The sequence below is a fragment of the Marinobacter sp. B-21 genome (assembly GCF_056857895.1).
Window position 1 is genome coordinate 43,478 of record NZ_JBSXNZ010000079.1, and the last position, 18,863, is coordinate 62,340.

General features: G+C 54.9%; 16 protein-coding genes. 1 reads left to right on the plus strand and 15 read right to left on the minus strand.

The features are described 5' to 3' along the window. Positions 1–5: 5 nt before the first annotated feature. From tviB to AC13C0_RS12670, 8 genes are all read right to left on the minus strand, one after another. The gene (gene tviB, locus AC13C0_RS12635; protein WP_341582284.1) at positions 6–1,268 is read right to left on the minus strand and encodes a Vi polysaccharide biosynthesis UDP-N-acetylglucosamine C-6 dehydrogenase TviB; all 1,263 of its coding nucleotides are present in this window, start codon (positions 1,266–1,268) and stop codon (positions 6–8) included. An 85-nt stretch (positions 1,269–1,353) separates the two neighbouring features. Next, positions 1,354–1,545 carry a DUF2283 domain-containing protein gene (locus tag AC13C0_RS12640; protein WP_482954483.1) on the minus strand — a complete coding sequence of 64 codons (192 nt, stop codon included), beginning with the start codon at positions 1,543–1,545 and terminating at the stop codon, positions 1,354–1,356. 583 nt (positions 1,546–2,128) lie between these two features. Further along, positions 2,129–2,347: a hypothetical protein gene (locus AC13C0_RS12645; protein WP_099616838.1), complete on the minus strand. Its 219-nt coding sequence runs from the start codon at positions 2,345–2,347 to the stop codon at positions 2,129–2,131. A gap of 429 nt (positions 2,348–2,776) precedes the next feature. Then, positions 2,777–4,351, minus strand: a complete 1,575-nt coding sequence (locus AC13C0_RS12650) for a Fic family protein (protein ID WP_482954484.1) — start codon at positions 4,349–4,351, stop codon at positions 2,777–2,779. A 202-nt stretch (positions 4,352–4,553) separates the two neighbouring features. After that, a complete protein-coding gene (locus AC13C0_RS12655) occupies positions 4,554–4,919 on the minus strand; it encodes a GxxExxY protein (protein WP_273073124.1) in 366 nt (121 codons plus the stop codon). Between the two features lie 149 nt (positions 4,920–5,068). Further along, positions 5,069–5,320 carry a DUF2442 domain-containing protein gene (locus AC13C0_RS12660; RefSeq protein ID WP_482954485.1) on the minus strand — a complete coding sequence of 84 codons (252 nt, stop codon included), beginning with the start codon at positions 5,318–5,320 and terminating at the stop codon, positions 5,069–5,071. Then, a complete protein-coding gene (locus AC13C0_RS12665) occupies positions 5,304–5,546 on the minus strand; it encodes a DUF4160 domain-containing protein (RefSeq protein ID WP_482954486.1) in 243 nt (80 codons plus the stop codon). The genes AC13C0_RS12660 and AC13C0_RS12665 overlap by 17 nt, the downstream gene beginning before the upstream one ends. A 10-nt stretch (positions 5,547–5,556) precedes the next feature. Further along, a complete protein-coding gene (locus AC13C0_RS12670) occupies positions 5,557–7,092 on the minus strand; it encodes an MBL fold metallo-hydrolase RNA specificity domain-containing protein (protein ID WP_482954487.1) in 1,536 nt (511 codons plus the stop codon). 144 nt (positions 7,093–7,236) lie between these two features. On the opposite strand from AC13C0_RS12670, the gene AC13C0_RS12675 reads away from it, so the two are divergent. Next, the gene (locus AC13C0_RS12675) at positions 7,237–8,388 is read left to right on the plus strand and encodes a hypothetical protein (RefSeq protein ID WP_482954488.1); all 1,152 of its coding nucleotides are present in this window, start codon (positions 7,237–7,239) and stop codon (positions 8,386–8,388) included. Between the two features lie 264 nt (positions 8,389–8,652). Here AC13C0_RS12675 and AC13C0_RS12680 read toward each other — a convergent pair whose 3' ends face one another. From AC13C0_RS12680 to AC13C0_RS12710, 7 genes are all read right to left on the minus strand, one after another. Further along, positions 8,653–10,596, minus strand: a complete 1,944-nt coding sequence (locus tag AC13C0_RS12680) for a polysaccharide biosynthesis protein (RefSeq protein ID WP_341582289.1) — start codon at positions 10,594–10,596, stop codon at positions 8,653–8,655. A gap of 49 nt (positions 10,597–10,645) precedes the next feature. After that, positions 10,646–12,412 carry an SLC13 family permease gene (locus AC13C0_RS12685; RefSeq protein WP_482954489.1) on the minus strand — a complete coding sequence of 589 codons (1,767 nt, stop codon included), beginning with the start codon at positions 12,410–12,412 and terminating at the stop codon, positions 10,646–10,648. A gap of 4 nt (positions 12,413–12,416) precedes the next feature. Then, positions 12,417–13,022 (minus strand): adenylyl-sulfate kinase, encoded by a 606-nt coding sequence (gene cysC, locus AC13C0_RS12690; RefSeq protein WP_341582291.1) that lies wholly within the window; start codon positions 13,020–13,022, stop codon positions 12,417–12,419. A 160-nt stretch (positions 13,023–13,182) separates the two neighbouring features. Continuing rightward, positions 13,183–14,595 (minus strand): sulfate adenylyltransferase subunit CysN, encoded by a 1,413-nt coding sequence (gene cysN, locus AC13C0_RS12695; protein ID WP_341582292.1) that lies wholly within the window; start codon positions 14,593–14,595, stop codon positions 13,183–13,185. A 113-nt stretch (positions 14,596–14,708) separates the two neighbouring features. Beyond that, positions 14,709–15,623: a sulfate adenylyltransferase subunit CysD gene (gene cysD, locus AC13C0_RS12700; RefSeq protein ID WP_341582293.1), complete on the minus strand. Its 915-nt coding sequence runs from the start codon at positions 15,621–15,623 to the stop codon at positions 14,709–14,711. A gap of 113 nt (positions 15,624–15,736) precedes the next feature. Continuing rightward, positions 15,737–16,702: a DHH family phosphoesterase gene (locus AC13C0_RS12705; protein ID WP_482954490.1), complete on the minus strand. Its 966-nt coding sequence runs from the start codon at positions 16,700–16,702 to the stop codon at positions 15,737–15,739. Positions 16,703–16,855: 153 nt separating this feature from the next. Continuing rightward, complete coding sequence (locus tag AC13C0_RS12710; protein ID WP_341582295.1) at positions 16,856–18,820, minus strand: capsular polysaccharide biosynthesis protein; 1,965 nt, start codon at positions 18,818–18,820, stop codon at positions 16,856–16,858. Positions 18,821–18,863 lie beyond the last annotated feature (43 nt).

The window sequence follows — 18,863 nt, forward strand, 5'->3', positions numbered from 1 at the left end:
GTGTGTTACAACCGCAAATCCGCTTCACCCAACGGCAAAACACCCTTCAGATCAAACAAAACCCCATCGTCCTTCAAATACGCCCGCAGCTCCTTCGACGATTTTTCAGCGTATTCGCGATGGGGTACGGCCAGAAACACCGCATCATAGGCACCGGCTTTCGGGGCATCCACCAGAGAAATACCATATTCGTGCACGGCTTCCTCATTATCTGCCCAGCAATCCGTCACATCCACGGCACAACCGAAATCCTCCAGCTCGCGGATAACATCCACAACCCGGGTGTTTCGCAAATCCGGGCAATTCTCCTTAAAGGCCAGGCCCATCACCAGTACCTTTGAAGAAGCAACGGTGTGCCCGGTTTTTATCATGGCTTTAACAAGCTCGGCCGCTGCATACGGGCCCATGTTGTCGTTTACCCGGCGCCCGGCGAGGATAATTTCCGGGTGATACCCGATGGCCTGGGCTTTATGGGTGAGATAATACGGGTCCACACCAATACAGTGCCCGCCAACCAGGCCGGGTTTGAAGGGCAGGAAATTCCACTTGGTAGCGGCAGCTGCCAGCACTTCATGGGTATCAATCTTCAGCCGCGCGAAGATCATCGAAAGCTCATTCATCAGCGCGATATTCAGATCACGCTGGGTATTCTCGATAACCTTTGCCGCCTCAGCCACCTTGATGGAACTGGCCTTATGGGTGCCGGCGGTAATAATGCCGGCATAAAGCGCATCCACTTCACTGGCAATCTCCGGAGTAGAACCGGAGGTGACTTTCATAATGCTGGCTACCCGGTGTTCTTTATCACCCGGATTAATACGCTCGGGGCTGTAACCCGCGTAAAAGTCCTGGTTGAACACCAGGCCGGAGACTTTCTCCAGAACCGGCACGCAGACTTCCTCGGTTGCACCCGGGTATACCGTGGATTCATAAATCACGATATCGCCCTTTTTCAAAACCTGGCCCACGGTTTCACTGGCTTTAACCAAGGGCGTTAAATCGGGCGTTTTGAATTCATCAATCGGTGTTGGCACCGTCACAATATAAATCTGGCAATCGCGAATGCCTTCAAGGTTATCCGTAAATGACAACCCGGATGAGACGGCTAATTCTTCCCGGGAAACCTCACGGGTAAAATCAACACCGTCTTTAAGGTCAGCAATGCGCTTACTGTTGATATCAAAACCGACGATTTCCCGTTTTTCGCCAAAAGCGGCCGCCAGGGGCAGCCCCACATACCCAAGACCAATGACTGCAATTTTCTTCATTTAAAATCCTTTCCCGGAATGTCCGATACCCTTTCAGAAGCATCATTTAATAAAGCGTTCGCCCACGATAGAGGCAAATCTTGGATCACGCCGCACAGTTCTTCACCAATGGCCAAGCACCGTTTTTCTCCGCATCAAGCACAATAACTTCAACGATTGAGCCATCGTCCGCATAACTTATGTGGGTATTCCAATCTTGCGAAACTTCTTTCGCGATCTTTTTGTCGCTGAGATGGATTGTGAGAATATCATCTACTTCATCATAGGTTGTCCGCATTGCTCTCAGCCCTCCCATGAAAAATGGTGCATTGCCGTTTTCACTATCAGCTTGTCTTCAAGAGCTACCGGCACACACAACAAATTGTCAGAGCGTTCCTCAAATCAATGAGCAATCCATAATCTTTGCTCATCTTTATAACGAGTTTGCCCTTCCTCAATGACTAACGCCAGCTCAAGATCCGTTATAGACCGCGCACGCATCCTCTGCATTGCATGTCGCGTAATTCTGACTTCTCGACCAAAACGCTCTGAGTACAAAAAACCATCTCCTTCCATGGATAAACCTAGCTTGCAATCAAAACCTGCACTTCAGGTTACTCAACATTATCCAAGTGAAAAAGGGGGCTGACCCCACGGGGTCAATGAAGTTGGGGTCTGACCCCACGGGGTCAGACCCCTTTTTCATCCATGAGTTAAGTCTCAACTCATGGCAGGAGCCAGTTACGCCAGAAGTAGCGCCGTGGTGGCTGATTTTAATCATGACAACATCCTTGTCAGTGAACTAGCTGTAAAAAGAAAGTCTCGCGACTGAGTGCAATGCTAAAACCTACCTCCACTGAGCCGCGTCAAACAAAAAACGTTCAGGCAACGTCTGAAAGTTGTTTTTCCAGGGTTTCTGGAAGCTCAAGGCGAGTGAACAGCTGAGCTGGATAGAGATAGTCTTCACCAGACTCATCAATTATGCGCATCATTCCGTGTGATGCGGCCGCCTCATCTTCAACCACCTGATACAGCTTCCTCGGTTCCAGGGAAGCTTCGAAGCCCTCGTTGTTGGTACAAACTGCAAAATGATGAGTCATAGGTTTACCCGAGAATTCGCTTGATCTTTATTTCCTTTTTGCCGATTCCAGAAGCTTCATACCAATGAATTTCGGCCTCCAAAACAGCTCAATCAGGCAACTCTATTGTGGCATCGCCTTTTCGCTTTCTCCACCGTCCGGGACCATAAGCCCTCTGGAGCCTCTGGAGCCTCTGGAGCTCGCGAATGCCCGTACCTCGGGCAAACGTTTCGGGGTTTCGTACCCGCCCGATTATTCTGAAATACATTCGACCTCGTCCTTGAAGTTCATTGATTGAAAAGCCCGTGGAGGCATAAGCGCCTGCCTGAATCAGACCAAAACTCAGCAACCCAAACAAATAAATCGATTCAAAATCCTCATCAGCTCTTTTACTGAGCCGGTAACTTGCCATCTGCTTCTAGCCTCTCCCTGGCCGCCTGGCAAATAACCTTACTGCCCATCCTGCAGATCAGCAAAACCTTCGGCTACAGCCTGCTCTAATTCAGATGCAATGCCGGCCTGGGCCAGCACCGGAAATTCCTTCATCAATTTGCCACTGACCCGGCCATGCTGGCGTATCGCCCGGATCATCCGATCGATGTGTTCATCAGGGCCTTCAACCCAATCCTTGATCGCCTCGCGTGTACGGTACCAGGCCCTCTGAAAGGCAGCCTGATGGTGCATCTCGTGTTCCAGGGTGTGGCGAACGATCGCGAACAGATATTCTGCTTGTTCGGTCAAGTCGGGATAGCGCCAGACAGGTGCCGCCTCGTCATAGGCATTAAAAACAAAGTCTGATTCAATACCATCTGCATACGCCACGCGTTCGTGGGTGAAATCGACCGCATCACGGTAAGCCGACATCAATGGCCGGGAGTAGCGCTCAAGAATCCGATCATACTCGGCCCGCCTCACCGCCGAGGACGTTATCGCCGCTGACACAGGCAAAATAAAGGGCTCCGGCACCACGCCGTCGCGGCGGAGGGTATCATTCACCAGAAAACGGGAGATTCGCCCATTGCCATCCGCCAGCGGATGAATAAAAACAAACCCGAAGCTTGCTACGGCAGCGCGAACTAACGCCTCCCCCGGATCGGTTCGCGCCAGAAAACACTGTAACCCTTCCAGCATGCCTGGCAACCAATCCCAGTGCGGGCAGACGTAATGCACAACCGCTCCGTAATCGATTGAGCTGCTCCCAACAAAAACCGGAGATTGCCGCAGGCCCGTCCGGATCGTAGTGGTACCCAAGATAGCCGACTGAAATTCACTCAGGGCGCGCTCATCAAGGGGAGAGTCCAGCCGGCCACAATACTGCTCCATGGCGGTGGCAAAACGGCGTATGCGATCCCGATGCTGCCCTTCGTGCTCGATCGCGAAACTGGCTCGGCTCTCTTTAATGGTCAGCCACACCGCGCTACGGCGTAAGATATCCGGCCCGAACTCACCTTCCATCGCTGAAAGCTGGTCGGCGATCCCGTATTGGCGGGCCTCCAACAATGAAGTCGTGCGACGAACAAGCGGGCAGAATTCAGGGGTCCCCGGCAGGTTGTCATTAATCCGCCAGCGGCGGTTACGGCGCACCTCAGTGGCCGCCGTAACGTACAGTTCGGGATCCAGGGCATCACGATAGTTGCCACCGACACCCTCCACTGCCAGGGTATTGCCGGTTAGCCATTCGTAGAGAAAACCAGCACGCCGGGCATACTGGCCGGTAGGTTCAGAGCGTATCCAGTCAGCAAGCGCCTCTGCGGGCAATGCCCCAAACAACCTTGCCAGAAACTCCAGCGCCACCCCTTCGTGTTTTAAAGCGAAGGTCAGGTGCGCGCCCAGCGTGCCTTGCGGGCGCATCGCCTCTGTGTAGTATTCCAGGCGGCGGCCGGCCTGGTCGTAGGTTTGGCGCCTACGCCCGATACGGCTCTCCAGCGGCAGCGGCTGGATTGCCTGCACGTCGTAACGTGCTGCCAACCAGGCATAGCCAATTTCATCACCCGCCATCGTGCTCAAAATGATTATCCTGCCCAAAAAACGATTAAAACTGCCAGCTTTTCAGAAAAAACAATTCTAGCAGGTGCCGGTCACGATATATATCTGGCAATGGCGTCCCAGTAGGGCTTCAGATCCCGGTATATCCGGGGGAATTCCGCCGCCAGAGAAGAATCGACGACAATTTCCAGAGATCCCTGGTGAAGGAGGGGGCTGCCCTCCCATGAAAAACCCGGCCTGGTCATAACACCACCCGCTTTACCACAGCCTTTGGAAACGAAAAATTAACCAACAGACCAAGCTCTTTCCCTGTGGCTTTGAGGTAGTTGATTAACTGCGGCTCCGCCGATATCGGCATTTGCTTCTGGGCTTTAAGTTCGATGATGACGGCGTTCTCGACCAAAAGATCGACCCGGTGTTCGGCAATGGGCTCGCCTTTGTAGTGGATAACCACCGGCACTTCACACTGCACCGCCAACCCGGCAAACTGCAGCTCCTGAATCAACGCCTTCTGGTAGACCGACTCCAGAAAACCTGCTCCCAGATGCCGGTATACCTCATACACACAGCCGGTAATACGGTAGCAAAGCTCTTTTTCCTTGAGCATCTTATATCCTTATTTTTAAGAACATTTTTGCCACTAAATCCACGAAAGAACACGAAAGGGAAAGACAAGGAAGCCCTGACTTTTAATCAGTCAGTCTTTGTTCGTGTTCTTTCGTGGATTTAGTGGCAAAAATCTTTATCTTTTCCATGTCAGGCCGCGTGATCACGTTTTGGGTGGGTTTGGTCGCCTTGGCCAGCCAGCAACCCCTGGATACTGATATCCTCATCCAACGAATCCCAGTGAATACCATGAACACTCAGTTCAAAGTCATCCCTGGCTTTTTGTTCCGCGTGCAGCAGACGTGGGAACCAGGCCAACGGAGCACCAATTGTGCGGCCGTCCGAAAGATTGACCCAAAGATTGTCTTCATCAAACCAGACTTTTTCAGGCGAAGTAGTCATGCCATGCATCCTCAAACCATTGTCGGTTTTGTTCTGTTACTTCCAACAATACCCGAATCGTACGGGCATCAAAACCATCATTGCGAGCTAGCGATACAGCTGGAGACAGCCAGAACTTCGCTTCTTTGCCCGCAGATCGGACGTGAACATGAGCAGGCTCCAGTGGATTGCCTTCGTTCGAATAAAAAAAGAACCTGAAACCTTGGTACCTGAAAATAACTGGCATAAATATCTCGCTACTCGGGAATCAGAACCTTAGATTCAGGAAACAACTCTTCAAGCTTCGCCAGAAGTGCCGCCTTTGCCTCCTGATCTCCATGCACCACCCGAATCTCCCTCGGAGCCTGAGGAATACCCTGAACAAACCAGACTAGGTCACTCTGCCCCGCATGGGCCGAATAGCCTCCAACCTGATGAATGCGGGCCCGGATGTCATAACGCTCGCCATCCAGCTCAACCCAGCCACCCCGAGGACCAAAGGTCAGAATATCCCGCCCGGGTGTGCCGGCGGCCTGGTAACCCACAAACAACACATCATTGCGTTTATCACCAAGCATGGCCTTCAGGTAATTCACCACACGGCCACCGGCACACATGCCTGAACCCGCCAGAACCACACACGGGCGATGGGACCGGGCCAGGTAATCCACTGCGTTCAGGTGGTCTTCGTGGGAATTGATTACTGTGAGCTGTTCGAAGGACAGCGGATGCCGGCCCTTGCGAACCAGTTCGGTGGCTTCGGCGTCCCAGAATGGCTTCAGGTCTCGATAGATTCGCGTGAACTCTGCGGCGAGCGGCGAATCGATAATGATTTCCAGCGAGTCCCAGGTGAAGGAGGGGTCTGACCCCGTGGGGTCAGACCCCAATTTCATGCCCGCACCGACAGCACTGTCCCCAAACTCATGAATCAAACTCTCAATTTCGTAGAGTAATTCCTGAGTCCGCCCGATACTGAACGCCGGCACCAGCACGGTACCACCATCCGCCAACGCCCGCTCCAGAATTACCTTGAGCCGAAGCCGCCGCGTGGCCCTGTCCTCATGGTCCTTATCACCATAGGTGCTCTCAATCACCAGCCGATCCGCCCGCTCCGGAGACTCCGGCGCGGGAAGCAACGGCGCATGGGGCGCGCCAAGATCGCCACTGAACACAATGCGCTCTTCTGAATCCCCCACACGGGCATCGCACTCCACATAGGCCGAGCCCAGAATATGCCCTGCCCTCTGCAACCGTACCGACAGTGAACAATTATCCTCGGAAAATACCGAATGCCACTGGCGATAGGAAACCGGCACCAGCCGGGAACGGATCAGCCCCAGAACCCGCTCAATCAGCTGCCTGTCCCGGGTAAATCCGATCTTCAGTGCATCTTCCAGAATCTCCGGCAACATAATGGCCGACGGCTCCGAGCAGATAATCGGCCCGTCAAAACCCGCTGCCAGCAGATAGGGAATGCGACCCACATGATCAATGTGTACATGGGTGACCACCAGCGCCCGGATATGGTCGATGGGGAAATCAATGGCGAGATCCGAAGCAGAAGCACCCCGCCCTTCGTCCTCGCCCTGGAACAGACCGCAGTCTATGAGGATGCCTGCGGAGCCTGAGCCGGTGAAGTTGGGGTCTGACCCCATGGGTTCGGGATCGGTGCCGGTGAAGTTGGGGTCTGACCCCACGGGGTCAGACCCCTTTTTCATCCCCGGAGTCAGAGTCAATTCGTGGCAGGAGCCGGTTACGCCAGACGTGGCGCCGTGGTGAAAAACCTCAATCATGACAACAACCTCCCTGTTTGCAGAGCTTCCCGTGGATCTTGAAATGGAGATATTCTAGTGTGGGCAGTGGTGACAGTAAACGTCATTTTCTGTAGCATCCATGGCCTAACCTTCACCCGATTTTCAGCGTACCAGTTCGCTTTCATGTCCCGAATCAAACCCCAGAAATCCCGCAAAAACTCCAAAGCCGCGAAAACAGCTGCACAGCCACTCCAGCGCGAATGGCAACGCATCGTCAACCTCAAGCGGAAAAACGAGCGGCTGGAACAGGAGCTGGAAGCGTTCATGCAACAGTGCATGGACGCCCTCCGCCATGATGAAGCGGAAATGATGGATGCCATCCTTCAACAAACGAAACATCTTGCCGGATTTCTCTCGCGCAAATCCCTCGCTCAGTGGCAAAAAGTCGAACTGCTCGAATGGATACACCAGAACATTCTACAAGTGACCAACAGCCCGTTTTGTGACCAGGCTCAACTGCTGGATCTCAGCAGTTTTTTCGAAGGCCTTCAGCAATCGCTCGGACCCGGGGAACCGCCCCCTACCCCCGAACAACCCACGAACAAGCCAAAACCGGGCCAATGCCATCACCAGCGGGCACGCCAGGATACAGCCACGGAGGATATGTTCGAGGACTTATTTGCGGATTTTGAACAGGAACCGCAAGCAGAACCCGACAGAAGCGCCGGCCCGGATGCCGAGACAGACGATTCCGGCTACTGGGAGCAGCTGTTCGAAGATTTTATTCGTGAAGAAGAGGAAGCCGAACAGGCCAGACAATCGGACACCAACGGCCTGCGGCAACTGCTGAAAAAGTCTTCCATCAATAACCTGTTCCGCCAGCTTGCGAGAGTGCTCCATCCGGATCGTGAACAGGACGAAAGCCGGAAAGCGCAGCGGCATGAACAGATGAGCCAGCTTCTTAAAGCGCGCGAGCAGAACGACCTCTTCACGCTGTTTAGCCTTTACGAGGAGCACATGGGGCAGTCCCCGCTGGAGTCGCTGTCCGAAGACACTGATAACGACCTGCTTGCACTCCTCAAAGCCCACACCCAGGAATTGCGGGAACAGCAGGAAACACTAATATACGCCGACCCGCTCCGGGGCTTGCTCTACGATCACTTCTACGACAAAAAGCCGAAGTCCAGAGCCCGAAACCTGCAACAATATTGCGCAAAGCTGCGCAAAATAATCGACAACGAGCGACAGATTACCCGCTCCATAACCAGTGTCGCCACGCTCAAGCCATACCTGGAAGCGCGTTACAATCAGATGCCGCCGATAGATTTCCTGTGACCGGTGACTGACGAGGATGGGGTCAGATGAACTTTTCATCTGACCCCAAATTTACAAGTGAAGGAGGGGTCTGACCCCACGGGGTCAGACCCCTTTTTCATCCCCGGAGTAAGAGTCAACTCATGGCAAGACCCAGTAACCCCAATAGTAGCCCCATGGTGCAAAATATCAATCATCGCCAACATTCCCTGTTGAATAACAAAAACGGAGGCCATCAGGCCCCCGCTACCAATTCAGAATTAATTCACAACCTGAAATTACACATCAGCCCAAAGGCAACCTTCGCACCTTGCCCGCCTTCCAGGCCTCACTTAACCGCTCCTGATTGCCGTTGCACCAAACCAGATCTGCGACGCCACTATTCGGAGCAAACCCCGCAGGTGCGGTTTTCAAAATCTCCAGTATTTCCAGACAATCAAACTCATGGCTGGCCCGCATCAATCGATTCAGGGTCTGCTCCACCTCATCCCAGGCCATGGAAACCTCCCGGGCCATCATGATGCGCGGGTGGGCCGTGCCCTGAGGGTCATCACCTATCAACAGCTCTTCAAACAGCTTCTCACCCGGCCGTAGCCCGGAGAAGACTATCTCGATATCTCCATCAGGCCGCTCGTCGGTTTTCTCCATCAACCCCATCAGGTGAATCATCTTGCGAGCCAAGTCGGCAATCTTCACCGGCTCCCCCATATCCAGTACAAACACTTCACCGCCCTGGCCCATGCTGCCCGCCTGAAGCACCAGCTGGCTGGCCTCAGGAATCGTCATGAAGTAACGGATAATATCCGGGTGGGTCACCGTTACCGGGCCGCCATCGCGGATCTGGTCCCGGAACAACGGCACTACGGAGCCGGAGGAACCCAGCACATTACCAAACCTAACCATCGAAAAAATGGTCCCGGACTGTCTCTGGGCCAGGCCCTGTAGCACCAGCTCCGCCATGCGTTTGCTTGCACCCATCACATTGGTCGGGCGTACGGCTTTGTCTGTAGAAATCAGCACGAAGCGCTTCACGCCAGCCGCGATAGCCGCTTCCGCAACATGGAAGGTGCCGAACACATTATTCTGAACACCTTCGATCAGGTTGTGCTCTACCAGCGGTACATGCTTATAAGCCGCAGCGTGGTAAACCGTTTCAATGGCAAAACTGCGCATGGCAGCCTCGCACCGCCTGCGATGGGTAACACTTCCCAGCAATGGAAGAATCTCAACCCTCAGCCCCTCAATATGGTTGATAGCCTGGAGCTCCCGCTCAATGGCATAGAGGGAAAACTCGGACTGATCAAACAACACCAACCGGGAGGGGCGATGCAGAATGATCTGCCGACACAATTCCGAGCCGATGGATCCCCCGGCACCAGTGACCATCACAGCTTTGCCATACAGACTGGCGGCCACCTGGGCGTTATCTGGCTGGACCGGATTACGGCCCAGCAGGTCTTCAATCTCGAGATCCCGGATATCATTGATTCGGGCTTGGCCGGCTACTAACTCGGACATGGTAGGAACTGTCTGGACAGGAATTGCCAAAGGCTCCAGCTTTTTCAGGAGGCGTTTGCGATCAATCCCGGAGTCAGCGTCCAGTGCCAGTAAAAGCCTTTTGATCCGATGTTCTTTTACGGCGCGTTCGATGTAACTGATGTCGTAGACAGGGATGCCATTAATCAGCGCCCGGTGATTCCCTTTAAGTAACGTAATGAACACCGACGGGTGATACTCTGTGCCCTGATCCAACGCATTTGCCAGCTGCAAACCGGTTTCACCAGCACCGACAATGGCCACGAACTGCTTGTTACAATACCTGGGGCGGTGCACCAGCATCCGCACTGTCATTCGGGTGCCGCTCACAAAAATAAATGCCAGAGCAGCGTATATTACTGGAACCGAGCGCGGCACCAACACTTCAAGCCAATAGCCAAGCAGTATCAGCGTGACAGCAGAAACACTGATCCCGGAAAAAACCGTTATAAAGGCCCGGTCGCTCAGGTAGCGAATCACCGCACGATACAAACCTAACCTGATGAAAACCGCAATCGTAAAAATGACCGTCAGCCCGGAAACAACGATATGCTCACGGGTCGGCACCCAGAGTTGCTGGTCCAGTCTTAAAGAAAACGCAGCATAGAGTGCTAAGAAAAGGGCCACAGAGTCAGCTGCGACGGAAATCACGCGCTTGTGAAAACGGGGCAAATTCAGGAATTTTTCGAACATGGCTGTCCTTCACCAGTGTTGGCACATAGGAATAGTAAGCTATTCCCTATCAGAACGACCATACCATCGGGATTAACATTATTGCAGTTACGCCAACCAAAACGCTCAGAGGCAAGCCTATTCGCACATAGTCTAAAAACTGGTAGCGCCCTGGGCCGTACACCATAAGATTGGTCTGATAACCGAGCGGGGTCACAAAAGAAGCCGACGCCGCAAACATCACGGCAACCGCAAACGGCAGAAAGCTCACTCCCAACTGCTCAGAAACCGCCAGAGCGATGGGAAACATCAAGACCGCCGCGGCATTATTGGTAATCACCTCAGTAAACGCCGCGGTGAGCAAATAAATCAACGCCAACGCCACCCAAGGTGTCAGGCCGCCAAACCCCAGCAACCCGTTTGCCACCCAGACAGCAGCGCCGGTTTCTGTCATCGCATTGCCCAATGCAAAAGAGGCGGCAATCACTACCAACACCGGCAAATCGACACTACGCCGGGCCCGGCTGGCGGTAATACAGCCGGAGACAATCATCGCTCCGGCTGCGAGGAATGCTGCTTCCATGATCTGCAAAAGCCCCGAGGCACTCACCAACACCATCAGCGCCAGTATCCCCATCGCCCGCGGCGCCTTGCGGAAATCCGGCGGTGTGGAATCATTCAGCGCACTGACGAGCAGGAAGTCCCGCCGAAACCGGTACTGCTCCACAAACTGATGGCTGGCCTCCAGCAACAGGGTATCGCCCATACGGAAGGTAATATCCCCCAGCTTACCCGGCACCCGCTTGCCTTCGCGGGACAAGGACAAAATCACAGCGTTGAACCGGGTACGGAAGCGACTATCGCGAATCGTCTTGTTCAGTGCCGGGAATTCCGGCCCGAGGACCACCTCAACCAGACAACGCTGATGGTTTTCCACTTCGAGCTTATGCACGCTGCCGTTGGCCGGCTTCAGGCCCTGAATACGGCGCAACTCACTGGCACATTCGGGCGCTCCCACAAAATACAGCCGGTCACCGGCCTGGAGGGTCCGGTCCGGCTCTACGGCAGTAATCAGCCGGCCACCGCGGTCAATCTCGGTGAGATATCCGTAACTCAAAGCCCTCAGGCCAGCTTGGGCGATGGTCTTGCCCACCAGTGGCCCGGGGCCCATTACCTCTACCTCAACCCCGTATTCACGTACCTGGTCAAGTTCTTCGGTGACACCACCGCGATCCGGCAATATCCGGGAGGCAAACAGAACAAGAAACGTACCACCCACAATCAGCAGTGGTACTCCCACCCAGGCCAACTCGAACAATCCCAGATTGATACCAAGCCGGGTCTGAAGCATCCCGTCCACCACCAGGTTGGTACTGGTGCCAATCAAGGTGCAGGTGCCCCCGAGAATAGCGGCATAACTGAGAGGCAACAGCAGTTTGGACGCGGGAACACCCAGGCGCTGAGCCCAATCCTGGATGGCAGGAATGAACATGGCCACCACGGCGGTGTTATTCATAAAAGCGCTGAGAACACCCGTGGGCGCGATCATTCGAAGCTGGGCGCCTTTCTCGGTTTTCGGGTGCCCCAGTAACCGGCGGGCAATCCACTGCACCGCCCCGGTTTCCTTCAGTCCTGCCGCCACCACATACAGGGTTGCAATGGTTATCACACCCGGGTTGCCAAACCCCGCCAAAGCCTCAGCCGGCCCCAGGATCCCCGAAATCAACAGGAACGCTAAAGCCGTCATCAGAACCAGGTCGGCAGAAATACGGGTAAGTGCAAGCGCCGACAACACCGAAAACAGTGTTGCCAGGGTCACAATGCCTTGCCATTCCACGGAGTTAGTCCTTGTGGGTGATCAGTTCCCGCTCAAGCAGGTAGGCAATGAGAGAATCAACACATTCCTCCACCGAGTGCCGGGAAGTATCCAGCCGAATCTCAGGGTGTGCCGGCACCTCGTAAGGCGAGTCGATCCCAGTGAAGTGCTTTATCTCGCCCGAACGGGCCTTCTGATAAAGCCCCTTCGGGTCACGCTCTTCACAGGTAGCCAGCGGCGCATCCATGAACACTTCAATGAACTCGCCCGCCGGGAACAACTTCCGAACCAGGCGCCGGTCACTGGTGAACGGAGAAATGAACGCACTCATTACGATCAGGCCAGCGTCTGCAAAGAGCTTGCAAACCTCACCCACGCGGCGAATGTTTTCTTCCCGGTCATCGTCGGAAAAGCCCAGATCCTTGCACAAACCGTGGCGAACGTTATCACCATCCAGCAGAAACGTGTGATAGCCACGCTTATGCAGCGCGACATCAAGCGCGTTGGCAATGGTGGACTTGCCCGAACCGCTCAGGCCAGTGAACCAAAGCAGGCAAGGTTTTTGGTTTTTATTAACCGAACGCTCCGCACGGGTGATTTTGTGATCGTGCCAGACAATGTTATTTGCCAAAACTTTTATCCTTTATTTTTTGCCACGGACACTCACGGACCCACACGGACGCAATACAAAAATCAGTCATTTTTTGTCCGTGAGCGTCCGTGAGTGTCCGTGGCTACTATTCAGATTGCAGGTCTGATTAGAGGCGAAGCCTCGTAATCCGACAGCCAGGTCAAACCGGCTTACAACCCCACTCCGGATAATTCTCCCGAATAAACCGATTCAGGTTGCGCTCCGCTTCGGTGTATTCCCGTTCAGTCACGGCTCCAGCGCCACCCAGCGCCCGCTCCACCATACCCGCCGCCACAGTCACATTGGTCAGCTTATCAATCAGGATAAAGCTACCAGTTCCTGGATGATGCTGATAATCCTCAACCACGACCGGCTCGGAAAGCTCCACATCACACAGGCCAATGGCATTCAACTCAAGGCCACCTTCGGTCTCCGGATAGCGCTCCAGGGTATTTACATCAATTTCTTCAAGCACTTCGTTGACATAGCAGTTGGTCACACGCGTGCCGATCTTAATGCCGTATTCACGGCCGGGTTTCAGCGCTTGCTCATTCATCCAGACAATGTGGGCGGCAAAGCGGTTGCCCAAGGCAGGCTTGCTGTTGGCGTGTACCAGCAGATCACCCCGGGAAATATCCACCTCGTCTTCCAGGGTCAGCGTAATGGCATCCCCCGGCCAGGCCCGATCAATCTCCCCTTCATAATTGTGAATGGCTTTCACCCGGGAAGTCTTTCCAGAAGGCAGCACCGCCACCTCATCGCCCTTGTGCACCACGCCACTGGCCAGCGTACCGCAATAGCCCCGGAAGTCCAGGTTGGGCCGGTTTACATACTGCACCGGAAAACGCAGGTCGGTCACGTTCTGGTCTTCCAGAACCTCCACCTGCTCCAGAATGTTCATCAGGGTTTCACCATGGTACCAGGGCGTCTGTTCGCTGCGGTTCACCACGTTATCGCCATCCAGAGCGGAGATCGGCACGTAGTAAACATCTTCCAGGCCAAGCTGGGTCGCCAGTTTCTGGTATTCCTCGCGGATGTTGTTGAACACCTCCTCCGAGAAGTCCACCAGATCCATCTTGTTGATCGCCACCACCACATGCTTCAGGCCCAGAAGGCTAACAATAAAGCTGTGCCGGCGGGACTGGGTGAGCACGCCTTTGCGGGCATCAATCATCACCACCGCCAGATCACAGGTAGAGGCACCGGTGGCCATGTTGCGAGTGTATTGCTCATGGCCCGGGCAGTCGGCAATGATGAACTTGCGCTTATCCGTGGAGAAATACCGGTAAGCCACATCAATGGTAATGCCCTGCTCCCGTTCGGATGCCAGGCCGTCCACCAGCAAAGCCAGATCCAGCGACTCACCGGCATTGCCCTGTCGCTCACTGTCTTTGTGCAGGGCCGCCAGATGATCCTCAAAAATCAGCTTGGAATCAAACAGCAGGCGGCCAATCAGGGTGGATTTGCCATCATCAACGCTGCCACAGGTCAGAAAGCGCAGCAGGTCCTTGTTCTCATGCTGGTCCAGGTACGCGAGGATATCGGATTCAATCAATGTAGATGCGTGAGACATTGTAAATTCAACTTGAGAGTCTGGAGTGAACACGGGGTCAGAAGAAGTTTTCTTCTGACCCCAACTTCATGGCATTTACGGGGTCAGATGAACGCTTTCATCTGACCCCAATTTCAGAAATACCCTTCACGCTTCTTCTGCTCCATAGAAGCAGCAGAATCATGATCAATAACCCGCCCCTGCCTTTCGGATGTCTTGGTCAACAGCATCTCCTGGATAATCTCCGGCAATGTGGCGGCCTCAGACTCCACGGCACCGGTCAGTGGATAACACCCCAAAGTACGGAAGCGCACCATCTTCATTTCCGGCTTTTCGCCGGGCTCCAGCGGCATGCGATCATCATCCACCATAATCAGGGTGCCATCGCGCTCAACCACCGGACGTTCGGCGGCGTAATACAGTGGCACAATGTCGATGTTTTCCAGGTAGATGTATTGCCAGATATCCAGCTCCGTCCAGTTGGAAAGCGGGAATACACGAATGCTTTCGCCTTTATTCACCTTACCGTTATAGAGGTTCCAAAGTTCCGGGCGCTGGTTTTTCGGGTCCCAACGGTGGAACTTGTCGCGGAACGAGTACACCCGCTCCTTGGCGCGGGATTTCTCCTCATCCCGGCGGGCCCCGCCGAAGGCGGCATCAAAGCCGTACTGGTCCAGCGCCTGCTTGAGGGCCTGGGTTTTCATCACATCGGTATGCTTGGCACTGCCATGGGTGAAGGGTCCGATGCCCTGGGCCACACCTTCCTGATTGGTGTGCACAATCAGCCTCAGCCCCAGGCGCTGTGTCAGTTCGTCCCGGAATTTGATCATCTCGCGGAACTTCCAGGTGGTGTCCACGTGCATCAGCGGAAACGGTGGCTTGCCAGGCGCAAAGGCCTTCATGGCCAGGTGCAGCATGACGGCAGAATCTTTACCGATGGAATACAGCATCACCGGGTTATCAAACTCAGCCGCCACTTCACGGATGATGTGAATCGACTCTGCCTCAAGCTGCTTGAGGTGGGTTTTCTTCGGGGGAGTTAAAGTCATTACTCTTCCATTTATTTGTTTGGCCACGGACACTCACGGACCCACACGGACGAAAAACAAAAACTATTCATTTCTTTGTCCGTGAGCGCCCGTGAGTGTCCGTGGCAAAAAAATCACTGATCCCAAAAGCTGGCCATCACGCCAACAAACGCATCCAGCTGCTCTGCCGGCAAATCATTAATCCCGGCCGCTGCCTTCCGGCCGCCACCAGTCGGAAACTGCCGCGCCACTTCATCAGCCCCGGTGCGGTTGTTCAGCGGTGCACGAATACTCACCAGATAACTATCGGTGGTCGTATCGGTCACAATCGCACAGGCTTTGTCCGGATGGCGGTTGGCCAGTTCGTTGCCGAGCACGCCGCTCACTCGCCGGGCCCAGGCTTCATCGGGCAACTTCACAACCAGCGACGTTGCAGTCTCACTCAGTACCGGCGCAGCCAGGCCTTTGGCCATATCCTCAGCATAACCATCCCGAAGCTGCTGCCATTCAGCCGGCTCCGAAGCAATTAAATCCAACGGGTCTTCAAACTTCACAAACGCCCGGTATACATCCGCCGGGTGAAAGTGCAAGTCCTCCACCGTGGCGCCGTAGCCATTGTAATTGATACAAACACCCAGAGTTTTTAGCGCATCCGCCTGTTCATCACTCAGGCCAGCCTTTCCCGCCAGTTCGTAAGCCACCGCATTCAGGTTATCCCCGAACGCGGCCGCAATGGCCCAGTTATGGAACTGACCATTCAGGTGCTGGTCCACCAGCAGGCTGGTACAAGTGGTGGGCTGGGTATCAATCAGCGCGGTAAACCCGGGGTGGTCCGGAAGCGTATCACCGGGGAAATGGTGGTCCACATAAAACACGGAACAGCCCGCGGCCAGCAGGCCATCTACGGCTTCGCGGTTTTTGTCGAGACTGATGTCCAGAATGTTGACCCGGGCTGGCGAATCAACCGGCACATTCCGGGCAAGCGCAATATCGCGCTTCACACCGGTAATCAGCGTGGAATCGCAGGGCCGGGCCAGGCGAAGCTGAATCAGGGCGCAGATGCCATCTGCATCACCGTTGAATATGTCGTAGGTTTGCATAGGTTCTCTTTGAAGATCCGGGAAATTTTTGCCACGAAATCCACCAAATCCACGAACAAAGGTGAATCACTTGAGGAACAAGTAGCGTTATTTGCTAAATTTATTGGGTTTCGTGGATTTAGTGGCAAAATAAATACTGCTCACAACCAAAGGTTAAAATCGCCACGCCCGCCGCAGGGCCCGTGAAACGCGGAGGAGTGTACCAACTTCCGGCGCTGAGCTCTTCCTTTGCACTTCAATCTCGCGGAGTACCGTTTCAACCGTGGTGAACTTCTCGGTTACCTGGCTGATGTAGGTGGGGTACAGAATGAGCGCAGCCGCCACCAGTTCCTCCAGGGTGCGTTTTCGGGTTCGGCGCGGGCAAGGGTGAATATCCGTGGCCAGCCCCCATCCGCTGTAAAACGGCTGCCCGTAGCAGGTAACCTTCAGGCCCCGGACCAAGGCCTCGAAACCAGTCAGCGAGGTGATCGTATGCACTTCATCTACCTGGCCCAGCAAATGGCCCATATCCTGATCAAGTATGAGCTCATCACACCAGCGTTCGCCCTGCTCTTCGCCCCCCCCGCGTGTTCGCAAGCCAGCCACCACATCCGGGTGGGGCTTATAAACCACCCAGGCACTCGGGTTCTGCTCACGTACTGCTTTCAGCAGCTCCAGGTTGGTTTTAACAACCGGTGACCCAAATTTGATCGACGCATCACTTTCCACCTGCCCCGACACCAGCAGCACTCGCTCAGTGCCAGGGGGACGCTGCCAGTCCCGGGCACCCGTGTTGTACTTGGTGGTACCCGATACCTTCAGGCTTTCAATCAAACCGGCAGCCCGCTTCAACAGGCCTGGTTTAAACTCTGCCTCCTCAAGCAGCTGCTCCAGGCGGGATGGCCGCGTAGCGTCGTAATACATGCCGATATCATCCATCACCCAGGACTGGGGCTGAACAAGGTCTGCACCAAGGCCCACCGAACGGATAAAGCCGTCTTCCACCCGAATCACCGGCACGCAAGATTCTGCCAACCCCCACACAACCCGAGTAGAACCATCTGGCGCAGGCTGCTTACGCTCATCCATCACATCACTGCCGGCAAGAAAACGGGACAACGCCTTGCGCTTCCACAGCGGCACACGGGGTGAATAAAGCTGTGCCGGAAAGCGTTCACGCTGTTCCCTCTGCAGGGCCAGCCAATCGAGAATCCGCTCCGGCTCACAGCGAAGGCCTGTCTCCGGATCTACATACCGCGGGTAGTCTACAAGCGCAGCATAAACAAGAGCCTCCAGGCTCACCGGCTCGCGAAATTCCGGCGCCGGCAAAGCATCTTCCGTCAGCCCGCGGCCGGCGTAGAAGGGCATGCCAAACACGTGCGTTTCCTTGCCCCACAGCAGTGCCTCAAACCCCATTTGCGAGGTTACGCAAAACACCGCATCGGCATGCTCCAGCAACGCCGGGGCATGAACATTTTCGCCCAGCCACTCTACCCGCTCAGACTGCGCCTCTGCGGATTGGCTGAAGTACCCCTGCTTCCTGCCAGCGACCACATCCGGATGGGTTTTAAGCACAATGCGATGCCTCGGAAACCGTTCCAGCGCGGCCTTCAGCATGGCCTCGAAGCTACTCGGATCAGCCTGGCCATACTTCACCGATGCATCGCCAAAAGTTTGGTCCACCACCAGAACATAGGGCTTCAGGTGCTGATAATTTAGCTCGCGGGCATGGTTGTACTTGGAAACCCGCCCCGCGCGCCAACGGCGAATCAACTCACGAGCCCGAGCCTTTTCATCCAGATCCGAAGGCTGAGCCAGCAACGTATCCAGCCGGCAGGGTAGGCTGGCATCGTAATAAATACCCTGGTCGTCCCACACCAACGACACCGGCGGCTCCGCACCGGGCTCCACCGAACGCAAAAAGCCATCTTCCAGGCGCACCACGGGCAACCCCAATTTCCGTGCAACCGCCTCTGCCTTCGCAGCCGAGGGCTTACGGCCCCAGGCCAACATGGCCTTCGCTCCCTTTGCGGACAGGCCCCGGCGGTGGCGCTTCACCGGAGCACCAGTGATCGCCTCCAGGTGCTTAAGAGCGTGCAAGGCGGGGGATGTTGTCAGGTGGCAAGCGTTATCTGGCACAGTGGTCTGCGTTGGTTTTAATGATTTTGCTACGGACACTCAC